General features: G+C 35.1%; 18 protein-coding genes. 15 read left to right on the forward strand and 3 right to left on the reverse strand.

The annotated features are described in order from the left end of the window. Position 1: 1 nt before the first annotated feature. A complete protein-coding gene (locus L3J35_01065) occupies positions 2-1,702 on the reverse strand; it encodes a hypothetical protein (protein ID MCF6364770.1) in 1,701 nt (566 codons plus the stop codon). After that, entirely contained in the window at positions 1,692-2,705 is a 1,014-nt protein-coding gene (locus L3J35_01070; GenBank protein ID MCF6364771.1) for a 6-bladed beta-propeller, read from the reverse strand. Before L3J35_01070 ends, L3J35_01065 begins: the two co-directional genes overlap by 11 nt. A gap of 176 nt (positions 2,706-2,881) precedes the next feature. Between L3J35_01070 and L3J35_01075 the strand changes: the two genes are divergently transcribed. The 13 genes from L3J35_01075 to L3J35_01135 all read left to right on the forward strand — a co-directional run bounded on the left by L3J35_01075 (position 2,882) and on the right by L3J35_01135 (position 20,198). Continuing rightward, complete coding sequence (locus L3J35_01075) at positions 2,882-3,379, forward strand: cytochrome c family protein (protein MCF6364772.1); 498 nt, start codon at positions 2,882-2,884, stop codon at positions 3,377-3,379. Between the two features lie 521 nt (positions 3,380-3,900). Then, positions 3,901-5,811: a T9SS type A sorting domain-containing protein gene (locus L3J35_01080; protein MCF6364773.1), complete on the forward strand. Its 1,911-nt coding sequence runs from the start codon at positions 3,901-3,903 to the stop codon at positions 5,809-5,811. An 18-nt stretch (positions 5,812-5,829) separates the two neighbouring features. Next, positions 5,830-11,736 (forward strand): hypothetical protein, encoded by a 5,907-nt coding sequence (locus L3J35_01085; protein MCF6364774.1) that lies wholly within the window; start codon positions 5,830-5,832, stop codon positions 11,734-11,736. A 62-nt stretch (positions 11,737-11,798) separates the two neighbouring features. Continuing rightward, positions 11,799-14,321 carry a hypothetical protein gene (locus L3J35_01090; GenBank protein MCF6364775.1) on the forward strand — a complete coding sequence of 841 codons (2,523 nt, stop codon included), beginning with the start codon at positions 11,799-11,801 and terminating at the stop codon, positions 14,319-14,321. 144 nt (positions 14,322-14,465) lie between these two features. Continuing rightward, entirely contained in the window at positions 14,466-14,978 is a 513-nt protein-coding gene (locus tag L3J35_01095; GenBank protein ID MCF6364776.1) for a DUF177 domain-containing protein, read from the forward strand. A gap of 28 nt (positions 14,979-15,006) precedes the next feature. Further along, positions 15,007-15,192, forward strand: coding sequence for a 50S ribosomal protein L32 (gene rpmF / locus L3J35_01100; GenBank protein MCF6364777.1), 186 nt, complete (start codon positions 15,007-15,009; stop codon positions 15,190-15,192). Between the two features lie 183 nt (positions 15,193-15,375). After that, the gene (locus L3J35_01105; GenBank protein ID MCF6364778.1) at positions 15,376-16,371 is read left to right on the forward strand and encodes a ketoacyl-ACP synthase III; all 996 of its coding nucleotides are present in this window, start codon (positions 15,376-15,378) and stop codon (positions 16,369-16,371) included. 81 nt (positions 16,372-16,452) lie between these two features. Continuing rightward, positions 16,453-16,968, forward strand: a complete 516-nt coding sequence (gene accB / locus L3J35_01110) for an acetyl-CoA carboxylase biotin carboxyl carrier protein (protein ID MCF6364779.1) — start codon at positions 16,453-16,455, stop codon at positions 16,966-16,968. 51 nt (positions 16,969-17,019) lie between these two features. Beyond that, positions 17,020-18,357: an acetyl-CoA carboxylase biotin carboxylase subunit gene (gene accC, locus L3J35_01115; GenBank protein ID MCF6364780.1), complete on the forward strand. Its 1,338-nt coding sequence runs from the start codon at positions 17,020-17,022 to the stop codon at positions 18,355-18,357. 18 nt (positions 18,358-18,375) lie between these two features. Continuing rightward, positions 18,376-18,759: a polymer-forming cytoskeletal protein gene (locus L3J35_01120; protein MCF6364781.1), complete on the forward strand. Its 384-nt coding sequence runs from the start codon at positions 18,376-18,378 to the stop codon at positions 18,757-18,759. Continuing rightward, a complete protein-coding gene (locus L3J35_01125; GenBank protein MCF6364782.1) occupies positions 18,728-18,973 on the forward strand; it encodes an AtpZ/AtpI family protein in 246 nt (81 codons plus the stop codon). The genes L3J35_01120 and L3J35_01125 overlap by 32 nt, the downstream gene beginning before the upstream one ends. Positions 18,974-18,980: 7 nt before the next feature. After that, positions 18,981-19,406, forward strand: coding sequence for a hypothetical protein (locus L3J35_01130; GenBank protein MCF6364783.1), 426 nt, complete (start codon positions 18,981-18,983; stop codon positions 19,404-19,406). An 18-nt stretch (positions 19,407-19,424) separates the two neighbouring features. Next, on the forward strand, positions 19,425-20,198 hold the full coding sequence (locus tag L3J35_01135; protein ID MCF6364784.1) for a DNA/RNA non-specific endonuclease: 774 nt from the start codon (positions 19,425-19,427) through the stop codon (positions 20,196-20,198). A gap of 7 nt (positions 20,199-20,205) precedes the next feature. Here the strand turns inward: L3J35_01135 and L3J35_01140 are convergent, their stop codons facing one another. Next, positions 20,206-21,312 carry a GDP-L-fucose synthase gene (locus L3J35_01140; protein ID MCF6364785.1) on the reverse strand — a complete coding sequence of 369 codons (1,107 nt, stop codon included), beginning with the start codon at positions 21,310-21,312 and terminating at the stop codon, positions 20,206-20,208. Positions 21,313-21,389: 77 nt separating this feature from the next. Between L3J35_01140 and L3J35_01145 the strand changes: the two genes are divergently transcribed. Then, a complete protein-coding gene (locus tag L3J35_01145) occupies positions 21,390-22,037 on the forward strand; it encodes an MBL fold metallo-hydrolase (GenBank protein ID MCF6364786.1) in 648 nt (215 codons plus the stop codon). A gap of 147 nt (positions 22,038-22,184) precedes the next feature. Next, positions 22,185-25,052, forward strand: coding sequence for an aminomethyl-transferring glycine dehydrogenase (gene gcvP / locus L3J35_01150; protein ID MCF6364787.1), 2,868 nt, complete (start codon positions 22,185-22,187; stop codon positions 25,050-25,052). Positions 25,053-25,116 lie beyond the last annotated feature (64 nt).

Raw genomic sequence — 25,116 nt, forward strand, 5'->3', positions numbered from 1 at the left:
GCTATTTATAAGATTTTGGATTGTGAACTTTTCCGTGACAAGTTAAATAACATGTTCCGCTGAATAATCCAGTATCTTCAAAGCGGAGAATACCGTCAGCAGGCGAAACAATACTTACATTAAAGTTAATTAAATTTGAATTATTAACAGAATTACCCTGAAAACTGCTCACTCCGTGGGAATCATGACAAACACTGCATGATGTGTTTAAATCAACAATATGTTTGTTATGGACTTTATCTTGAAACTCATTCGGATATTCACTTATTATCGAATTTCTGTCGTGACACTGATAACACAACTCATAAGACTGATAGGATTCTATAGTATTATTAAATGTTGAGTAGTTATACTTCAAAATATGAGGGTATATTGAGCCATGCGGTCCGGCTGCTGAGCTTTTACCATTGCTTGCATGACAATCAGTACAATAAATAATACTTGACTCAGAATAGGGGGCTACCAAACTCGGAACGTCCGGATTAACTCCTGTTCCTGTTACAGGATGAAATGACGGGTTTAAAGAGTTAAACTCTAACCTTACATTATTCTGTTCTATTTGTCTGGTTATTGAACTTGCAGATTTGTTCGGGCTGTCTGCATGACATCTGTAACATATTTCATATTCAAATTGTACCGGATTTACTTTATTACCGTCTTGATTAACTCCGACGGTTCCTTTATTGAAACCTTTAACAAAGGGAGCTTTGCCGGGGGAGTTATCAGATCCGTGGGGATTATGACAATCTTCACATTCTACATGCATATTTAAAGTTAGAGCGTCTTCGTTAGGATCATGGTCTCTATTATATGCATAAACATTATGAGAATACGGTTTATTTATTTGTATTTGAATGTTTTGTGAAGCAACATTTCCGTTATGGCAATCCAAACAATTACTTTCTTCTTTTTGATACTTCATAAGACGTTCATTTCCTCCTGCCGTATGAGTATTATGACAATTTTCACAAGCATTTTCTGCAACAGTCGTATATTTTGTATGAAACCAAGGGTTTTTCCCTGAACCGTTCCATTTTGCAGTAGAATTTCTGTGTCCGGACTCGAACCAATAATCTTTATCATGGCAGCTTAAACAAAGCTCAGAATATCTGTTCGACCGAACAAGAAAATTGTCAAACTTATTATTGTGCGGGTCGTGGCAAGATATACATTGTACTTTTCCGTTTTCAAGAGCAACCGGATGTGTTAAGTTCATGGGGTCTCTTAGTTCGCCGTCTGTATATGCTAAAGCTGAAGTATATTCAAATGAAATCATATGATCATCTGATAAATCTGTTGTAAGATTATTTTTGCTTCTTTTGAATGAGTTTGCACCTTCGCTAAAATCAATCTCCTTTTTTTTACTTAAAACACTTCCGAGTGCAATTGTTCCGTCGTGGCATGAAAGACAAAGAATCGAAGAGCCGTCAGGTTGCCCCGGAACTGCCTGAATTGTAGAGCTGTTATATAAAATATAATTTAACCCGGGTGTTTTTTTATTCCATAAAGGTGTTTTTGGGTTACTGCTGTGCGAAGTGTGACAAAAAATACATATTTCAGATTCTCCCGTTGATTTAACATTCCCTATTCCGCTTACGCTCAAATTATGTTTAGAGTTTACAATTGATTGTGAAAAAGAAGGTTTTGTATTAATAATGCAAAACAATAATATTACATAAATAAGCACTTTTCTATTTACCATCTTTCCCTTTAATAAATTTAAAAATTTGTATTCTTGAGTTATAACTGTCGGCAACATAAATAATATCATTTTTATCAATAAAAATTCCGGCTGGCATCCATAATTGGTTATCTCCTCTGCCCTGTGAACCAAAACTATATAAAAACCCCCCCTTTTTATCAAATATTTGAATTACATGAAACAGTGCATCAGCAACATAAATATTTCCTTCTGAATCAACTGCAATTCCTTTCGGTCTGGCAAAAAACCCGGAACCGTCTCCGTGTTTACCAAAAACACTAATTAATTTTCCTGTTTTGTCAAAAATCTGAATTCTGAAATTTAGTGAATCTACAACATATATAATGCCTAATTTATCAATCCAAATAAAAGTCGGATAATTAAATTCTCCGGGGGCACCTCCCCTCTTCCCTATCTTTCTGATTAGCTCTCCCTGTTTATTGTATGCCGAAATTCTGTGTGCAGCTGTTTCTACAACCCAAATTTCTTTTGTTATTTTTGAATATGCTACTCCTGTGGGTTGAATAAGTGTGTCTTTAATATTAAATTTGCTGATGTTATTGTTTTCTTTTAAAAGAAATACTGAATTAAGATAAGAATCCGTAAATAAAATATTATCATCAAAAAAAAGGCAAATACCAACAAGAGAAATAAAGTCCCGGTTTCTTTTGTTTAACAGGCTGGGCATTTCCCCCTTTTTGTTCTTGTATTTAATTAAAGTGTTTGTGCCGTGGTCTGCAACAATAACATTGGCGGCACTATTAGACACCATGCCCACCGGGTTGTTTAGCCCAACACGATTGTCCCCGATTAATAAACTGAAAAATTTTTTACGGAAAATACTTCTTTTGTTTTTATTAATATTAGTGATTTGTCCTATTTTTATTATTTTATTTTTTTCAGGAAGCATATTTGGGACTAAAGTGTCTTGAGCTTTGCATAAACCGGCAAAAACCAATAAAAAGCCTATCGAGAAAGAAACATGTTTTGTGTTTAATAACATAGATCTTGAATTTTTGTTAAATAATCTTCAAAATTATTCTAATAATACTAACACAACAAATATATTTTACCAAATATTTTTTTATTTCACTTCCTCTAAATAATTAACAATTTTCTTTGATTGGTATATTATTTGCCCTACTATAAATAATTATTAATATACTAAATTTTAAAAAAATGAAAAAATCAACGTTAAGTAAATTATTATTAGCTTTTGGACTCTTCCTTTTTATCGGAAATACAGCGGTAGCACAAAACAAATATATTGGTGCCGTAAAATGTAAAATGTGTCATAACAAAGCTGAAAAAGGAGAACAATACAATAAATGGTTGGCAGGTCCTCATGCAAAAGCAATGGAATCTCTAAAAGGTGCTGATGCAACAAATCCTAAATGTACAAAATGTCACTCAACTGCTGCGTCTGTTGATGCAAGCCTTCATATGGGCATTAAAGCAACAGAAGGGGTTTCTTGTGAATCGTGTCATGGTGCCGGCAGTTCATACAAAAGTATGTCTGTAATGAAAAACAAAGACCTAAGTAAAACAAAAGGGCTTGTAATTCCGACAGAAGAAGTTTGTAAAAAATGTCATAACAGCGAAAGTCCTAATTTCAAAGGATTTAATTTTAAAGAATATTTTGCAAAAATTGCTCATCCCAATCCGTTGAGTAACTAAAGGTTTTATTAACTAAAGCTATTTAAAAGGTTGAATCAATATAATTTGATTCAACCTTTTTAGATATGCACGATAAGGTCAAATAACCCTATCGGATGTATATGGACTCCCTTTCTAAAACAATGCTGCTTGTTTATTTGGGTGTGTTATGCAGCATGTTTTGGGATATTGCTGTTATTTAAGCAAGGGGTTTATAAGCAAACCCCATTTAAATAATGCGAAATCGCCCTACACTCACAACACCCTCGACACAAGCCTATTATAGGCGCACTGGGTAAAAAAGCTTCTTTTTTAATCATTTTTTTAAAAAATAATTCTATTAATTTTGCATTTTATATAAAAAAATGATTATATTGCAATTAAAATCAAGTAACAACCTTACTTCGCACATAATACCATAAACATCAAACTAGTTAATTGAATTCTGTCAACAATTATGGTTGTTTTTCTTTTAGAATGCTGCAACCTTTTAGGTTAAAAATGGTGTTAAATTTGATGTTAAATTAAAAAATAAAGATTTCATGAAAATAAAGACTTACATTACTATCGGTATTATTCTATTTTTTTTCTGTAAAATTAATACTGCCCAGAGCAGTTTATCTGATGTTATCCACACACAACAAATTTATAACAGGTTAACTTCTCCCGTAAGAATGGCTCTTGACAAAGAAGACAACCTATATGTTACCGATAATAATCAAAAAGAAATTATCAAATATGATGCATCAGGGAACTATACCGAAAGCTTCATTCTTAACTTCTTTCCTGTTTCGATAGCAGTCAGCGATAAAAATGAACTTTTTATAGGAAATAAAAAAACAGGACAAATTTTTAAACGGTCTGCAAACGGAGACATCTCATTATTTTATTCCGGCTGTGCATTTCCCTGTGAAATGGAGTTTACACCTGACGGGCTGCTTTATGTTGTTGACAGCAAACTTAAACAAATAATCGTACTGGATGCATCAGCCAATATTGTAAAATCATTTGGGAGTGATGTCTTGATATATCCGACTTCAATTGCCTACGACGGAAAAAACAAGCGTATTTTAGTAGGGGAACACGGAGGACTGGGAACAGGCTTTACCCCTCCGTGTAAAGTTTTAGTTTTTGATTTATCCGGAACTTTTCTTTCCGATTTTGGTTCATACGGAAACGGAGACAATGAATTTTACAGAATTAGTGATGTAAGTATCGGTAAATGCGGTAACATATATGTCTGCGACCCCTATCAAGGAAATATAAGCGTATATGATGAAAACCTTAACTTTCTGACAAAATTCGGTTCATACGGAAATAACCCGGGAGAACTGGACGTCCCGCTTGACATAGCATTTAGCTCAGAGGAAAAAATTTTAGTTACTACACTAAATAATGGAGCCGTTGAAGTTTATAGTGTTGTCGATTCATTGCCAACTTCTAACATGATATGCCCAACTTCTGTTTTATGTGAGGGAGGCTCAAAAGATATTAGTATCTCTTTTACGGGAACACCTCCGTGGAATTTTACTTATACAAATAACGGAACTAACCCCATAACACTTACAACATATGATAACCCGTATATATTAAATGTTACAAACCCCGGCATTTATGAAATTACACAACTTTCTGATGCTTATAAATCAGGAACATGTTTTTCCGGAAGTGCCGTAGTAATAAAGTACGATATAGTCCCGACAATTGAAATTTCAACCCAAACACCGGACATCTGCATTGATGATACCGCTAAAATTTCATTTAATTTTACAGGAACTCCTCCGTGGACATTTTCTTATTCGCTGAATTCTGTCCAGGGCTCGGAAATAACAACATTTGACAACCAATTTGTATTGAATACACAAAACGAAGGGAAATATCAAATTTATAACTTTACGGATAATTTTTGCACAGCCGAAAACAACCAAGCTGTTAATATTGTTAAGCATGAAGAAACTGTCCCTGATTTTAGTTTTTCAACTTCAGGGCAGATTGTAGAGTTTATTAACTTATCTGCAAACGCAGACAGTTATTTTTGGGATTTTGGTGACGGAACCACAAGTACAGAAATAAACCCACGGCATAACTTCCCCAATCCCGGAATCTATACGGTTAGTTTATTTTCTTCAAATATCGGATGCGGGGCAAACGGTATAAGCGAAAAAGTTAATACAGGAAGTGTTTCTGCAAATGAGTTAGAAAAATCAGAATTAATTACTGTTTACCCAAACCCTACAAACGGAAAGTTTATTATAGAAGTTAAAAATAACGAACAACTTGACATCACAATAGAAATTATTTCTCTTACCGGAAAAGTTGTTTATTCTGGCTTTTTCAAAAGAAGTCATTATGTAAAAGAAATTGATTTGACAAAAGTTTCAAGCGGGTTTTATACCATTAAAATAAAATCTAAAAAATATACGGAGGCATTAAAATTAATATTAAGCAATTAAATTGTAAAATATTATAAAATGGGACTCTTTTCAAAAAATCGAACTAAAATATTGTTGATAGGAATCATTTCATTTGCTTTAATATTTATATCGGTAGGAAAAAATGATTTAATAGTCAACTCAATATTCTTGTTTAAAAAGAGTCCTAAGTCTGATGCACCGCATAATGTTACATGCAATGCTTGTCATATTACACACACAAGCCCTGGTATTTCATTAACTTCGGTGCAAGGAAATGCTAATTTATGTATGAGTTGCCATAATCCTCTCGGAACAGCAGCCGCAAAAACAATATCAAATGCTGATAAAGCCGTCCCGGGAGTTTCCGGAACATCTCATTCATGGGATATATCAGCAATAAGCAGCACATATGATGCCCAGCTTCCGGTAAACCCCGCAATGCTTTCACGTATATTAAATGATACAATTATTTGCTCAACCTGTCATAATCAACATTCTCAAACATATACTTTCTTTTTAAGAGCCAACAATACAGGCGATGCAATTTGTAAAGATTGCCATTTGCCGAGAAACATCGGCCGGTATGAAGACGATAATATAAACAACAGAGGAAGTCATCCTGTCGGACTTACATATGACGGAAATGACCCTCGTTTCTTTTCTTCACCGTCTGCACCTTTACAAATTTTAGATTCAAAGATTGAATGTTCAAGTTGTCATAAGCTGCATTTTTCTGCTACAAATGACGGAAATCTTTTAAGGATAACAAATGATGATAACTTATGTCAAAGTTGCCATACATATACAGGACATATTACAATGGGTTGCAATACCTGCCATCAAGTTCACAACAGCAACAAATCTAATATTTATCTGATAAAAGACACAATAAGCACTCCCAACAGCGGCAACATATCTGTTGTTTTTACTTCAACAAATGGTACTAATTCTTTTGCTGACGGGGATTTAACCTACGACGGAATTTGTGAAGCGTGTCACACAACAACAAACTATCATCAAAATAATACAGCAGGAAACCACACACATAACGTAGGTACAAATTGTATAAATTGCCATTCACATCAAAATAACTTCCTGCACGGCGGAGATTGTAAAAAATGTCATGGCCATGATGCCGGTTATGAATATGAACCCGGTCTTTATTGTGTAGGAAACGGCACTTTTCAAAGTCATTCTACCCATACAGAAATTGATACAGATGATCTAATCGGACCGAACATCAGCTGTGAAACCTGTCATGACACAACAGATTTTCCTTATTTCATTTCCGGAACTGATGTAAATGCAGATACAAGATTCGATTTATCAGAAACAGATGTTTGTGATAATTGCCACAGCCCGGGAGGTCTTTTTGACGGCGTTAACAATAATAACCTCGGAGCAAAAAACAATTGGAATAACGGAATTTATTCCGGAAACAATCTTCAATCAGGAAAAAACAATTGGTGTGCAACATGCCACGACTCAGACAGAGCAAGCAGTAACCAAGACGGAACAGGAACTCCGGCTCCGGATGTTGCCGGCGATTCAATAAATTACGGCTACTATTATTCCGGACACGGAAAAAATCAGATAATAAATTGTACTGATTGCCATGACCCTCTAAGTAGTCATTTAGACGGAAACATAAGAACATACACATTCTCTGATGCAATTGCTAATTTAACCGGCTCAGAATATCGAGCAGGCTACAGATTAAAACAAATAAACGGACTTGAACCTATGCGTATTCCTCTGAACGATCCTTTAATCTCTCAACTTGACTCTGCAAACTTCAGATTATGTATCAGTTGCCATAATTGGGACAGCATTTCAAGTAACACGGTTCCTTATTCAACAAATTTTAATCATTCGGGAGCAAATGCGGCTTATTCTTTCGGATATGGCGTTGTTACGGAAAGAAACAATCATTTATTCAATCATCTGGATTTTCAAGCACACGGAAGAATTGAGCCTTATTGGGATTCTGATTGGGATAGTAATACAACAGCAACAGTAGCAGGAAGTTCAAACCCGGAAGTTAACGGTTATGATTCATATATCACATGCGTTACCTGCCATGATGTTCACGGAGGACAAGCATTCGGAGGAAATACTGAAGGAAATATGATGCGAGACGGAAGACTGCAAAACAGGGAACCGGGTCTTAAATTTACTTTTCTTATAGAAGCTGCAGGAGGCTTACCTTTAGTTACATCTGTAGGTGCAAATAAGGAAAACAGTATAGGAGGTGTAATAAGAAGCGGTGTTGACTATAGAGCCGGGTATAATGATGCAATTCCTCAGGCAAATGCAATATGCGGCGGTTGTCATTCTGAAACTTATCCTGTTACAGATGAATATAATGCTTCCGGAAACGGAGGAAACAGCTGTACTCCTTGTCATCCGTTTTCTTCTTCCTCCAATTATTATATGGAATATTACAGAGTTCCGAAGCCTTTGAGTTGTACGCTTTGCCACGAACAACCTCCTGACGGAGCAAGTTTCCCGAATTCATCAGGTTCTCATGAAACTCACATGAACAGTACTAAAGGACCTAACATTTCCGACTGCTCTGTTTGTCATGCAAGTTCAGGGAATGTTACTCACATTAATCAAATTGCAAGCTTTGCCTCCGGAATTGACTCTGACGGTAACGGAAACATAGAACTTTCTGAAACCGATGTATGTAATAATTGTCACAGCCCCGGCGGTACTTATGACGGAGTAAATGATCCAGAAATCGGAGCAAAAAACAATTGGCAATCCGGCGTTTATTCAGGCAACGATTTAACGGCAGGTAAAGAAAAATGGTGTGCAACATGCCACGATGAAAACCCTGCAAACAGTATGTATGACGGAACGGGAATTTTTGCATCAAAAGTTATCGGAGATGAAAGTGCATCATATATATACGGAACAGGTTACGGTTATTATAAAACAGGACACGGATTACCCGATACTGTAAGCTATCCTGCAAGCGGCGGTGTTACAAGCGGAGCCGGACTAACTTGCAGTGCTTGTCATGATTACTCCTCTGTACACATTGATCATATTCAACGAACATTTAACGACGGAGATGTCAGTACAACAAGTCCGAGCACATACACGGCAGGGTATCGTTTAAAATTAATAGGCGGTCTTGACCCGATGCAAATACCGTTAGCTCTAAATACTGTTCCTTTGAATAACAGCAATCAGTTTTTATTATGCTACAGTTGTCACAATTCCGGTCCGTTTTTAACTTCTTCTGATATGAATACAAATTTGGTAACAGACGGAATAAACAGACATGAATATCATTTGAGAATGAATCAAATAAGATATTCATCTGATTGGGACGGTAATTTAAACAGCAGAATAACTTGTGTTTCATGTCACAATGTGCATGGTTCAAAATTCTTAACAATGGTTAGGGACGGAGAACTTATTGACAGCGTACCCGGTTTACAAATTTGGTATAATAATGATGCAATTGCAACATACAACACCTCTAACCCTGAGCCGCCGGAACCTCAAAACATAGACCTTGCAGCAAGTACCGGCACTGTTTGGATCGGCAGAAGTTCAAGTAACTTATGTACTCATTGTCACAATAACGGAAATACAACACCCGAATACAGAAATCCTTATCAAGATGTAAATATTGCTCCTTGGTTGGAATGGGCAGGAGATTTAGATTTTGAAAATGACGGAGTAACGGCTGACACAGCAAAAGCAAATTCTGATTTTCTTTTCAGGGTTAATTATTTTGATGTCAACAATGATTTTCCGTCAATATATAAGATGTTAGCAGATGTAAACGGAGACGGAATTACAGATTCTGTTGATATGATTGTTAAAGAAGGTGATAATAATTTTACCGACGGAAGTACATATTACAAAACTATAAATATAACTCGCCCTGCAAACGGTTCCGGAAACGTAGATTATAAGTTTTACTTTGTTTCTACTGATTCAGTTGCAACGGGTGAGCCTACAATCAATCATCAGTTTTATGTTGAAAATAATTCCCCGACATTAAACTGGGCAGGTAATTTATTTTTTGAATCTGACGGAATCCACCCAAATACCGGACCTGTCGGAAATTTCGATTTTGAGATTGTATATACTGATATTGACGGCGACAATCCGTCAACAATGAATCTGATTATAGATGGTGTCTTACCCGGATATACGATGACAGCCGGAACAGGAAGTGTTGTATCCGGAAGAACATACTCAACAACTGTTTCAATTGCAACACCCGGAAATCACACATACCGTTTCTTTGCTGTTGATAATGCAATATGGGGAGATACTGCGATTTTTGAAACCCTACCTGTAACAAACAATTCATTTACGGTTACAAATACCGCAAACAATGTTCCTACGCTTGATTATGAAAACAGTTCATGCTTTACAAAAAGTGTAATGCCTGTACGTGGTCCTGTTGATGGAGATTATGATTTCAACATTGTTTATACAGATTTAGATAATGAAGTTCCTGTTGAGATAAAAGTTGTTGTTGACGGCACAAATGAATACCCGCTTTCTCCGATAAGCGGAAACATTTTAACAGGAATGACATACGGTACAACAATACAGATAAATAGTGCAGGGGAGCATTATTATAATTTTTATGCAAATGACGGAATAGATATTGCAATCGGAGAACCGACAATACTAAACGGAGATACATTAATCGTAATTAACGCTTTGAAAGTCAAGCTTAATGACACTCGACCCGGTTGGTACGGATCAATTCAATCGGCAATTGATGCTTTTTCAGATACTATAATAATGGTATATCCGGATACTTATAATGAAAAACTCAGTTTCTTAGGTACGGGTGATGATAAAATAATATTGGAAGCAGTTTGTTCTCCCGAAAATACAATTATTGATTCAACCGGAAATACAATTTTTATTCAAAATGTGCCTACATATACAAAGATAATCGGATTTACTGTAACCGGAGGAACAAACGGAATTTATATTAACAACGGGAAAACAGAAATTATCGACTGCATAATCAGAAATAATACCGAAAGAGGTATTAATTCCGGTAATCCGGGAAATATTTTGACCGTTTCGAACACAACAATAAGAAATAATAATGCAAGCGGAACAAGTGCAAATATATACGGAGCAGGTATATTTTTCAACGGCGGGACATCCCATATTATATCAGGGTGTATTATCAAAAATAACCATGCCTCAGTAAGAGGCGGAGGTGTATATGCACAAAATATCAGTAGCGGAAATCTGACTTTAATAAATACAGAAGTTTCCGATAATATTTCTGATAATGCCGGAGGCGGAATAGGTGTTAATGCTGCAAATATTGTTATTGACAAATGTAAGATATTCTCAAATACAGCTTCAGGGACAAGTGTTGCCGGAGGATTGTTTGCCCAAGGAACAGCTTACTCTGTTGACATAACAAACAGTATTTTTGCAAACAATGCAGGCAAAGACGGCGGAGCCTTTTGGTTTAATTCCGATATGATTGTTTCAATTGCAAACTCAGTATTCACGGAAAATACAACTTCTGACCTAATCGGAGGAAGGGGCGGAGCATTATTTACTTATGACAGCGACCCGACAATAATTAATTCTATTTTTTGGAACAATACTGCCGGCAGTAATTATCAAACGGGGCATGATTGTTATGCACATCAATCCGGTTCAGTTTTTACAATTACATATAGTGACTTGATAAACAACAAAGCAATGTTATCGGGTAGCGGAACGTTTAATGTCGGCTCAAATAACATAGGGTATAATCCTCAATTTGAAAATCCCTCGTTAAAAGATTATCGACTAAAATCTGTTTCTCCGTGTATTGATATAGGAACTTCAGTAAATGCTCCGTTTGATGATATTAACGGAAAAATAAGAGGTTTTGACGGCAGAGGAGACGGAAATATTACCGGAGACTCATCAGATTATGATATAGGTGCTTATGAATATGCCCCGTAATTATTCTCGAGAAGGGATAATTTTAAATAAAAAAACGTATATTAGTAAAAAATAATGAAAATATGAAGACTTTTACAAAAAACAAAAACAGATTATTTGCAATATTAGTAATATTATTCAGCAGCATTGTTATAGCTTTAAGTATGAATAATTTTTCTTTGAATTCAATACTCAACTCAAAGGTTAACCCGAAATCAGATTTTCCGCATAACTTTACGTGTAATGCATGCCACATTCTGCACACAAGCCCCGGAATATCATTAACATCTGTTCAGGGTAATGCAAATCTTTGTATGAGTTGTCATAATCCCACTGGTGTCGCAAATTTAAAACCTTTTTCAGTTAATGATAAAGCTGTTCCGGGTACAAAAGGAACTTCACACTCATGGGATGTATCTGGTATAAATAACCTTTATGCTGCAAACCTCCCGACAGAAGCAAATATGCTTTTACGCATTATAAATGATACAATTATTTGTTCAACATGTCATAATCAACATTCTCAAGCATTTACTCCTTTTTTAAGAGCTGACAATACAGCAGATGCAATGTGCAAAGATTGCCACTCGGCAAGAAATCTCGGATTATATGCTACTGATAATACAAATAACAGAGGAACACATCCTGTCGGAGTAGTTTATAACGGTGCAGATTCTCGGTTATTCTCTGTGCCTAATGCCCCGCTTCTCGCAATAGGCGGAAATGTTGAATGTTCAAGTTGTCATAAATTACATTATGCAACAACTACTGACGGAAATCTGTTAAGAAAAACAAATGATGCAAGTTTATGCACATCTTGCCATGTATATAAAAACTTCGGAACATCATTAGACCATGAAAGTATGACTTGTGTAACTTGTCATTATGCACATCAAAACAATTCCGGTAATATTTTCTTAGTCCGAGATGTAATTAATACTCCTAACAGCGGAGCTCAAAATGTCGTTTTTACGGCAAATACAAGTGCTGATAATTATGCAGACGCAACAGGTACTTTCGACGGTGTTTGTGAAGTTTGCCATACACTTACCGACCATTATACAAATACAACAGGCGGAACCGCTGATGCAAGACATGTTCCCGCAACCCAAACATGTATATCTTGTCACCCTCACGATAATGCTTTTTATGCTCAGTCAAACTGCTTCGATTGTCACAACACCGTTCAAGATAAGCCCGCTGTAGGACCTGTCGGAGGAAGAAGGCAAATTGTAGATGACAGCGGCGACGGGCTCGGAACAGGGGGTGATTTTAAAAGATCATCACATCATGTATCAGGAGCAATTCCGAATGTAAGTGATTGTTTAAAATGCCATTATATGGGAGATCATAAAAACGGAGAGGTTAAATTATTTGATCCTGACCAAGGATATTTAAATGTAATAACTTACGACCCGGTAAACAAAGCAAGTATCGAAGATTTTTGTCTGAATTGTCATGATGCCGACGGTTCTAACGGAGATACAACTCCTTTCAGTGACGGCATTGCAGTACCGTTGGTTGATAAAACTTTATGGAACGGTTCTTCTCACAAAACAAGTGTTTATACTTGTCTTGATTGCCATGACAACGGACACGGTTCTAATAAAAGCAAATTACTCGAACCTTTTGATTATACTGCAGATGCAACTCCCGACCCGATGAATGACCAAGAAGAATTCTGTGAAAGATGCCACAGTGCAGCAGGTGCAGCAACATCAGATATCGAATCTGAATTTAACCTTACTCATTCTCATCAAGTTGATGAAGTTGCAGAAATGGGAACAAATTCAGGTCTTGAATGTATTAATTGTCATAATCCGCATCAAAATACCGCAGTAAACCCTGTCAGCGACCCTGATAATAATGCAACCCTAATGTCAATCAATAACGGAGCAAACGGAACACGAGATTTCTGTTTACGTTGTCATGACGGAACACCTCCTGCCGGCATTTCTTTCCCCGCAACTTCTTACGGCACGGGGTGGAATAAATCAAGTTATGTTAGTTCTCGCCACGATGCAACAATAAATATCGGCGAAACAAATTTTACGGGAACAAAAGATGATTGTTTATCGTGTCATCAGCATCACGCTGCCTCCGGTGTTGCAGAAACAAATAAAACAGGAATATACACCATGATACGAGGCAAATACGACAAAAGCGGTAATGCAACCTCTGATGCTTGTAATCCGTGGGATAATAACGATAACGGAGATTACCAATTATGTTGGGATTGCCATTTTAAAGAAATGGTTGATAAGAATGACGGAACTTATGGTGTAAATGCCTTTGATGACAGGCATGACACACATGTTGACGGAGAAGAATCTCCGTGTATCATTTGTCATGATGTGCATAATCCTTATGATATAGGCGAACCTGGACATATAAATTTTGTATATGGTTCAAGTGCAAAAGCAAGTAACGATAATAATTTATTCAGCGGTCAGTCCGGCTCATTTTATATCTCCGGTTCCAGAGGATACTGTAGTTTAAGGTGTCATGAAACATTTTCAGGCGGCTGCGGCAGAAAAGGGCATAACCCTAAAAATTACGATCGTTTTCCGCTTACATATCCGTGGGGGTATTTGTGGCCGAAATAAATTATAAAAACTAATCTGCTTAAAGAAAAAAGTATAATTTCTTTAAGCAGATTAGCCGGATTTATAACAAAACATTAAAAAATAAAATTTCCTTTTTATTTTAAAAAAAAAGTATAATTTTGCGTGCTTGTTTTAAAAAGGGTAATGAATAGGTTTATAATTAAGTTCAGAGGTTTAAGCGAAGAAAAGTACCGTTTTGAAGCAGATGATACTTTTTTTAATCAATTTAAAGAAAGTGAAATAAAAAAAGGAACGGTTCACTTTGATGTGAAAATGGTTTTTAACAAAAACTTGATTACATTAAATATATCGTTAAAAGGAAATGTTTTTGTTGAATGCGACAGATGTTTAGATTACTTTTATCAGAAAATAAAACATAAAACCATTCTTTATGTTGAGTTCGGGTATGAAAACTCGGACATAACAGATGTTGACAATAAAATAATATTGAGTAACAAAGAAAACGAAATAGTTCTTGATAAGCATTTTTACGATTATATACATTTAAGTTTACCGTATCAAAAAGTTCACCCGAAACACAATAACGGTAATTCAGGTTGTAATATTGAAATGATTAATAAAATGGCGGAATTTTCTTCCGTAAATAATAAGAAAACAGACCCCAGATGGGATCAATTAAAAAATCTTTTTAATTAAAAATAACAGACTATTAAAATAAATAAACATGGCACATCCTAAAAGAAAAATATCTAAACAAAGAAGAGATAAACGTCGAACACACATTAAAGCAACAACCCAACAACTGTCAACGTGTTCAAATTGCGGAGCAACCGTAAGGTATCATACAGTTTGCTCTGAATGCGGTCATTACAGAGGAAAATTGGCAATTGAGAAAGAAGAAGCATTGTAGTTACGTATTTATAGGTTTCTCCATCGGAAATTTATAACATATAACAATCAAAGCCGGTATTTTAATCAATACCGGTTTTTGTCTTTGAATTATATGAATTTATTAAACTAAAATTGATGAAAATATTTTGTTTCCTTTAAACTAAACTATATTTTCGTGCTTATTTTCAAAATAATATATAAAATGACAAAAATAAATGCAGCAATTACCGGAATAGGCGGATATGTCCCCGATTATATTTTAACAAATGACGAACTATCTACTATGGTTGACACGTCTGACGAATGGATAATGACACGAATCGGAATAAAAGAAAGACATATACTCAAAGAAGAAGGAAAAGGAACTTCTGACATGGGTGCAGAAGCAGTAAAACAATTATTAACAAAAACCGGAACAAAACCGGAAGAAGTTGATTTGTTAATTTGTACAACAGTTACACCTGATATGCAATTTCCGGCAACTGCAAATATTATTTCAGATAAAATAGGTATAAAAAATGCTTTCAGTTTTGACTTAAATGCAGGATGTTCGGGATTTTTATTCGGAATGTCAACCGCATCTAAATTCATTCAATCCGGTCATTATAAGAAAGTTGTGCTGGTAGGTGCAGATAAAATGTCTTCAATTGTTGATTATACCGATCGCTCCGTAAGCCCGATATTTGGAGACGGTGCCGGAGCTGTTTTATTTGAGCCCACAACTGAAGACGTAGGATTTATTGACGAAAAATTACATGTTGACGGTTCAGGACGTGTACACCTCCATCAAAAAGCCGGGGGTTCGGTAAAACCGGCTTCACATGAAACGGTTGATGCTCGTGAACACTTTATTTATCAGGAAGGACAGGCTGTTTTTAAGGCTGCTGTAAAAGGAATGGCTGACATTTCCGTTGAGATGATGAAAAAACATAATTTATCTTCCGATGATATTGCATGGCTTGTTCCCCACCAAGCTAATAACAGAATTATTTCCGCAACAGCTAAAAGAATGAATCTATCCCCCGAAAAAGTTATGATTAATATTGAACGTTACGGAAATACAACAGACGGAACCCTTCCTCTGCTTCTGTGGGAATGGGAAAAAAAGCTTAAAAAAGGTGACAAATTAATTTTTGCAACATTCGGTGCCGGCTTTACATGGGGTGCTATATATTTTAAATGGGCATACAATTCATAATTTAACATTTTTTAACAAAGGGAAATAACTTAAAAAATAGATATTTCAATATATTTACAGAAATTTATAAAAAATATTCTCATGGACTATAAAGAATTAAAAGATTTTATAAAAGCGGTTGCAAAATCCGGTGTAAGCGAAGTTGACATAAAAACAGAAAAAATGAGGTTAAGCGTCAAAGTAGGGACAGGTGGAAAAGGAGCAACACATACAGAAACAATTATTCAGCAAGTTCCTGTACACACAGCCCTTACAACAGGTCCTATTTTACAACAACCGATGCAGCAAAACTTGCAAACACAAGTACAGCCCCCTGTTAATACTGACGCAAAAGCTGAAACAGAGGATAATTCTAAATATATTACAGTTAAATCTCCGATGGTAGGAACTTTTTACAGAAAACCTTCTCCCGATAAAGATACATTTGTTAATATCGGTGATAATGTTAAAGAAAATACGGTTGTTTGTATTATTGAAGCCATGAAATTATTTAACGAAATTGAAGCAGAAGTATCCGGTAAAATTGTGAAGGTTTTAGTTGAGGATGCCAGTCCGGTTGAATTTGGACAAGATTTATTTTTGGTTGACCCAAGCTAAATAAATTAAATTCTAAACATTTTTTCTAAAATTCAAATTACTTAAACTCAGATGTTTAAAAAAATTCTAATTGCAAACAGAGGTGAAATTGCTCTTCGTATTATTCGCACATGCAAAGAAATGGGTATAAAAACCGTTGCTGTTTATTCAACAGCTGACAAAGAAAGTTTACATGTAAGATTTGCAGATGAAGCAGTTTGTATAGGACCTCCGCCCGCAAGTCAATCATATCTTGATATACCCAAAATTATTGCTGCCGCTGAAATTACAGATGCTGATGCAATTCATCCCGGTTACGGGTTTTTAGCAGAAAATGCAAAATTTTCTGCAATTTGTGAAAAACACGAAATTAAGTTTATCGGTCCGTCTGAAGATATGATAAACATGATGGGTGATAAAGCAACTGCAAAAAAAACAATGCGGAAAGCCGGAGTTCCTGTTGTTCCCGGCTCAAAAGACATTATTGACACACCGGAAGAAGGACTTAAACTTGCAAAGGAAATGTCTTATCCCGTTATGCTTAAAGCGACTGCAGGCGGCGGAGGAAAAGGAATGAGAATTGTTTTAAATGAAGATGAATTCATAGAAAAATGGGATGCAGCTTCACAAGAATCTTCGGCTGCATTTGGAAACGGAGATTTATACATGGAAAAATTCATCAACAATCCGCGTCATATTGAAATTCAAATTGTGGGTGACCAATTCGGAAATGCTGCTCATTTATCCGAAAGAGATTGTTCTGTTCAAAGACGTCATCAAAAACTAGTTGAAGAAACACCATCACCTTTTATGACAGACGAATTAAGAGAGAGAATGGGGGAAGCAGCTGTTCTTGCAGCTACGTCAATTAAGTATGAAGGAGTAGGAACTGTTGAGTTTTTGGTTGACAATAAACGCAATTTCTATTTCATGGAAATGAATACCAGAATTCAAGTTGAACACCCGATAACAGAGGAAGTTATTAACTTTGATTTAATTAAAGAACAAATTAAAGTTGCAGCAGGAGCTAAAATAAGCGGAAAAAATTATTATCCTAAGCAACATGCGATTGAATGTCGTATAAATGCAGAAGACCCTTATAATGATTTCAGACCTTCTCCCGGGAAAATAACAGTTTTACACACGCCCGGAGGACACGGCGTACGTGTTGATACTCACGTATATGCCGGATACACTATTCCTCCCCATTACGATTCAATGATTGCAAAATTAATAATTACGGCAAGAACAAGAGAAGAGGCAATTAAAAAAATGAGACGTGCATTAGATGAATTTGTAATTGAAGGAATTAAAACAACTATCCCTTTCCATGCAAAACTTATGAATGATAAAAAGTTTGCAGAAGGAGATTACACAACAAAGTTTATGGAAACATTTAAAATGGATTAAATCATTAAATATAAACAGATGAAGAAGCAAAATAATATTATTTCGGAACCGGGACTTACAAACCAACTTAAAAAAGGAACAACGATAAACGGTGATTTAACATCAGAAAGTGATGCAAGAATAGACGGAATTGTTAACGGAAATTTAAATGTTAAAGGTAAAATTATTATCGGCCCTACAGGAGAAGTTACCGGAGATATTACTTGCTCTGTTTGTGAAATTTCAGGAAAAGTTAAAGGGAAACTTAATATTGACAGCAGTTTAACTTTAAAATCCAGTGCAAATTATACCGGAGAAATGTCTTCAAACAAATTGATTATTGAGCCCGGTGCTGTCTTTAACGGTACATGCAAAATGGAATCTAAAAAAAATGCACCCGGATTTACGAACGAAAAAAAATAAAAGCTCAAAAAAACATAACCTGTCGTTAAAAAACTATGCAAAATATTCCGGCATTGCTTTTCAAATGGCGGCAATTATAATTATCGGAACATTCGGAGGATATAAATTAGACCAATATTTCGGTTTTGAAAAACACATTTTAACTCTTATTTTATCCTTGCTTTCTGTTATATTGGCTATTTATACTGCTATTAAAGATTTTCTGAAAAAATAATCAAGCTATGGAAAAACTCATTCGTAAGTTCATTTTAAAAACTATATTTATTACATTAATTTTTGCCGTTATTGCAGGAGTTATTTTTTCTTTTCTTTTAAAAGACCGGTATTTTGACACATTTCCGTTTATGCTTTTAATTTTTCCGATTGTTTCGGTTATTGCCCACATTCAACTTTTAAAAGCTACAAAAAAATCATTAGCCCGGTTTAATATTGCTTTTATGCTTAGTTTTATGTTGAAACTTTTTGTTTACATCGGGCTTGCTGCTACTATTATTTCTTTAGAAACAGAAAATAAAGCAACTTTTGTCATCAGTATTCTTTTAATGTACCTGGTTTATACAGTATTTGATGTTAAAATGATTTTGGATGATATGAAAAAAATGACTCCCGGTAAAAAACCGAATGACAGTTCATCAAATAATATTTAAAAGAGCAAAATTATTTCTATGAAGAATCTTCTTTCTGTAACATTTCTCTCAATCCTGCTATTTTTATCATATTCTTGCAAAAAAGATAATTTTAAACCTGAGAATATTGAACTTCCTGCTCCGGTAGGCAACCATCAAATTATTGAACATTATGCCTACACCCTTTCATATAATGAAGAACATGAGCAAGCTGACTGGGTTGCCTATGAATTAACAAAAGAAGAGGTTCTTAATCAAACCTATGACAGAACTGATGACTTCAGAGAAGACCCCAATGTTACAAGCACAAGTGCCCAACTTTCTGACTATGAGCCCACAAGCCAATCTTATGCCAGAGGGCATTTAGCACCTGCAGCAGATTTCAGGTGGTCTGAAACAGCAATGTCAGAAAGTTTTTATATGAGTAATATGTCTCCTATGTTACACGAATTTAACAGCGGTAAATGGTTTTATCTTGAAGCGGAAGTAAGAAATTGGGCTGAAATATATGACGGGGTTTATGTTATAACAGGGGGAATATTAAAAGACGGATTACCAACAATCGGAACAAGCGGAGTCAGCATTCCCGAAAAGTTTTACAAAATAATTTTAGACCCGGATGAAGAAAAAGCAATAGCTTTTATTATGCCAAACGAAGATATCAGAGACACATTTAAAAATTATGCTGTAACAATTGATAAAGTTGAAGAAGAAACCGGTCTTGATTTTTTTCCCGGTTTAGAAGATAAACTTGAAGAAAAAATTGAATCTACGCTAAATATGTCAAAATGGACATTTGACTACTATAAATAGTTCATGTTTATTTAATATAATCTTCATACACATCTTTGATTCCCTCTTTTAGTCCTATCTTTTCTTTCCATCCCAAATTATTTAGCTTTTCTACATTAAGTAACTTTTGAAAAGTTCCGTCAGGTTTGTCTGTGTCCCAAATAATATTACCCTTATAATTAACAATTTCAGTTTTTATTAAATCTGCAAGCTCCGAAATTGAAATATCTCTTCCCGTACCGATATTAATATGTGTATTCCTTATTTCCTGATTTGTTAGAGGATAAACAGCTTTTTCAATATTGTAATTATTCGATAATATCTTTTCAAAATCAATATTTTCTGCAATATGTACACATGCATCCGCCAAATCATCAGAATGTAAAAATTCTCTTCTCGGTTTTCCGCTTCCCCATAAAGTTATTGAATTTTCTGAAATACCGTACTTTTTTAAAACATTCAAAATTTCGCCTTGCCCGGCTTCACCGTTAACTCCCTCAATGGGCAACTTATTCAAATCTTTTTTTATTGTTTCAAATTTATTTTCATTCAGAGCTTTGCCCAAATGCATCTTTCTGACCAGTGCAGGCAAAACATGAGATTTTTCTAAATCAAAATTATCGTTAAGTCCGTATAAATTTGTCGGCATTACGGCAATAAAATTTGTTCCGTATTGTAAATTATAACTTTCAATCATTTTAATTCCTGCAATTTTTGCAATTGCATAAGGTTCGTTTGTATATTCAAGTTCAGAAGTTAATAAAAAATCTTCCTCCATCGGTTGCGGGCTGTTTTTGGGGTAAATACACGAACTTCCCAAAAAAACAAGTTTCTCGACATCCGCTAAATAAGATTGATGAATTATGTTGTTCTGAATTTGCAAATTATCATAAATAAATTCGGCTCTGTATGTATTATTTGCTACAATACCGCCTACCTTTGCCGCTGCCAAAAAAACAACATCCGGTTTTTCCTTTTCAAAAAAATCCTTTACCGTTTGCTGGTTTCTTAAATCATATTCAGAATGAGGAGTAAAAATAAAATTAACATATCCGTTTGATTTTAAGCCCCTTACTATCGAGCTCCCGACTAAACCGTTTGCTCCTGCAACATATATTTTTGAATCTTTATTCATAATTTATTTATTCCTTTAAACAAAATTCAAAATAAGTAATAATTTTTTAACTTTGAGAACTTATAAAAACAAAACCGATGAAAGTACACCGATTAGTTTTCAGTTCATTTGAAGTTAACACTTACATTGTCAGCGATAAATCTAACGAATGTGTTATTATTGACCCTGCTTGCAAGAATAAACAAGAGCAAAATTATTTACTGAACTTTTTGAAGGAACAACGTTTAAAACCGGTAAAATTATTAAACACGCATTGCCATCTCGATCACGTTTTTGGGAATAAATTTGTAAGCGATACATTCAACCTTGAAACCGAAGCACATAAAGAAGAAGAATTTAATATTACAAATTCTGTCAATGCAGCAAATCTTTACGGTGTACAAATGGAAAAACCTTACCCGGTAAAAAAATTTCTTAAAGAAGGCGATAAAATTAAGTTCGGGGTTTCAGAATTAGAAATGTTTCACGTCCCGGGGCATACAGCAGGAAGTATCGTTTTTTATAATAAAAAAGAAAAACTTGCAATAGTCGGAGATGTTCTTTTTAACGGCAGCATAGGAAGAACCGATCTTCCCGGCGGAGATTTCGATACTTTAATAAACGGCATAAAAACCAAATTATTTAAATTGGACGATTCGGTAACGGTATATCCGGGACACGGTCCGGCAACAAGCATAGGAAAAGAAAAACAAACCAATCCGTTTTTATCCGGAACTCAATTATAAACTGTTATCTCTTTTCTTAAACTATGTTTAAAAAATACTTTTTTTATTGATAATTATCACCTCAAACAAAATAGTAATTACTAATTTTACTGAAAAACAGAAAAGAAATATAAGTATTTTATTTAACTTATAATAAGCACATTAACCATGCAAACAGATAGGTTTTCAAATCGTCACATCGGCCCTCGCAACAATGACATTAAAGATATGTTATCAACAATCGGTTTAAATTCCGTTGATGAATTAATTGATAAAATTGTTCCTGATTCTATTCTTTTGAAAAAAGAATTAAAACTTGATAAAGCAATAAGTGAATATGATTATCAAAAGAATATTGCAAAAATAATTGCAAAAAATAAAATATATAAAACATATATAGGAACGGGATATTACAATACAATAAGCCCTGCCGTTATTATCAGAAATGTTCTTGAAAACCCTGTTTGGTACACTTCTTACACACCTTATCAGGCAGAAATTTCACAAGGAAGATTAGAAGCTCTTTTAAATTTCCAAACCGTTATTACCGAATTAACAGCTTGCGAAATTGCAAATGCTTCTTTATTAGATGAAGCAACAGCAGCATCCGAAGCAATGATAATGATGGCAAATTCTCGTAACCGAAAAGCTGTTAAAGAAGGAACAAATGTTCTTTTTGTTGACGAAAACATTTTTCCGCAAACATTAGAAGTGATTCTCGGTAAAGCTGAGCCTTTGGACATTAAAATTGAAACCGGCAGCTTTAAAAGTTGCGAACTACATGATAAAATTTTTGGTGCAATAATTCAATATCCTGCAAATGACGGAAAAATTTATAATTATTCCGAGTTCACAAAAGCAGCACATGAAAAAGGAATTTTAGTAAGTGTCGCAGCTGATTTATTAAGCCTTGCAATTTTAACTCCTCCCGGAGAATGGGATGCCGACATTGTTTTCGGCACAACACAACGTTTCGGAATTCCTATGGGCTACGGCGGACCTCATGCAGCATATTTTGCAACAAGAGAAAATTTCAAAAGAAAAATTCCCGGCAGAATTATAGGTGTTTCAAAAGATGTTCACGGTAACAAAGCATTACGTATGGCATTGCAAACTCGCGAGCAGCATATAAAACGAGAAAAAGCAACCTCAAACATTTGTACGGCACAGGCTCTTTTAGCAACAATGGCAGGGATGTATGCTGTTTATCACGGAAAAGAAGGTTTGATTGATATTGCTTCATCAATTCATGCAAAAGCAAACATTATTTCCGAACAAATTACAAAACTCGGCTATAAACAAGAAAATGAAAATTATTTTGACACACTAAAAATACAACTTCCCGATTCAGTACCGGTAAAAGAGCTTAAAAAAATTGCAATTAAGAAAAAAGTAAATTTCAGATATTTTTCCGAAAATAGAATAGGAATAAGTATAAACGAAACAACTTCAATTCTTGATATAAACAATATACTTCGTGTATTTTCATTAGCAATCGGGAAAGACATTAAAAAAATTACTAAAATTGAAAATAGTTTCAGCTTTAATTCAAAATTTAAACGGCGAACATCTTTTTTAAAGCAGGACGTTTTCAAAAAATATCATTCCGAAACAGAAATGATGCGCTACATTAAAATGCTTGAACGCAAAGATATGTCATTAACACATTCTATGATTTCTTTGGGTTCTTGCACAATGAAACTTAACCCTGCAACTCTGATGATGCCTTTAAGCAGTCCGTATCTTGGAGAAATTCATCCTTTTGTTCCGAAAAATCAAGCAAAAGGTTATCATCAGATATTTGAAGAACTAAAAAATGATTTATTAGAAATCACAGGTTTTGATGATATTACATTTCAGCCTAATTCCGGAGCATCGGGAGAATACACCGGACTAATGATTATCAGAGAATACCAAAAAACAACTATAGAAGAAAACAGGAATATTGTACTAATTCCGGCATCTGCTCACGGTACAAATCCGGCAAGTGCAGTTATGGCAGGTATGGAAGTTGTTATTGTTAAATGCGATGAAAACGGTAATATTGATGTTGAAGATTTAAAAGCAAAAGCAGAAGAGCATAAAGAAAATTTATCTGCAATGATGATTACATATCCTTCTACACACGGTGTGTTTGAAACAGAAGTTGTTGAGATGTGTAAAATAATTCACAAAAACGGAGGGCAAGTATATATGGACGGTGCAAACATGAACGCACAAGTAGGAATAACAAATCCGGCAAAAATTGGTGCTGATGTTTGCCACCTTAACTTACATAAAACATTTGCAATTCCTCACGGCGGAGGCGGTCCCGGAGTAGGTCCCGTTGCAGTTGCAAAACACCTTTCAGGATTCTTACCCGGACACCCGACAGTAAAAACAGGAGGAAAAAATGCAATTAAAGCTGTTTCGGCAGCACCTTGGGGCAGTGCAAGTATTCTTGGTATCACACACGGATACTTGAAAATGTTGGGAGCAGACGGGCTGCTTAATTCAACAAAAACAGCAATTTTAAATGCAAATTATATTGCCGCTTCCTTAAAAAACTATTTTAAAATTCTTTATACCGGAAAAAACGGTTATGTTGCACATGAAATGATTTTAGAATGTCGAAACTTCAAACAAGAAGCCGATATAAATGAAGCCGACATAGCAAAACGGCTTATGGATTACGGCTTTCATGCTCCTACACTTTCATTTCCCGTTCACGGAACATTAATGGTTGAGCCTACGGAGAGCGAGTCGAAACAAGAAATGGATAAGTTCATTGAATCAATGATTTCAATATACAACGAAATTCAAGACATAAAAAACGGCAAATGTGATAAACATGATAATATGTTGAAAAATGCACCACATTGCGAGCAAGTGCTAATTTCTGACAACTGGGAACATAAATATTCCCGAGAAACAGCGGCTTATCCTTTATCGCATATCAGAACAAATAAGTTTCAAATTCCGGTAGGCAGGATTGATGATGCATACGGTGACCGAAATTTGTTTTGTACATGCGACCCCGTTGAAAGTTTTGAATGATTAATTTCTGTTTGTCTTTAGAAGCTGTTAAAAAATAAAGATTTTTAACACAAGAAGACAAAAA

The sequence above is a fragment of the Bacteroidales bacterium genome (assembly GCA_021648725.1).
Classification (GTDB): domain Bacteria; phylum Bacteroidota; class Bacteroidia; order Bacteroidales; family JAADGE01; genus JAADGE01.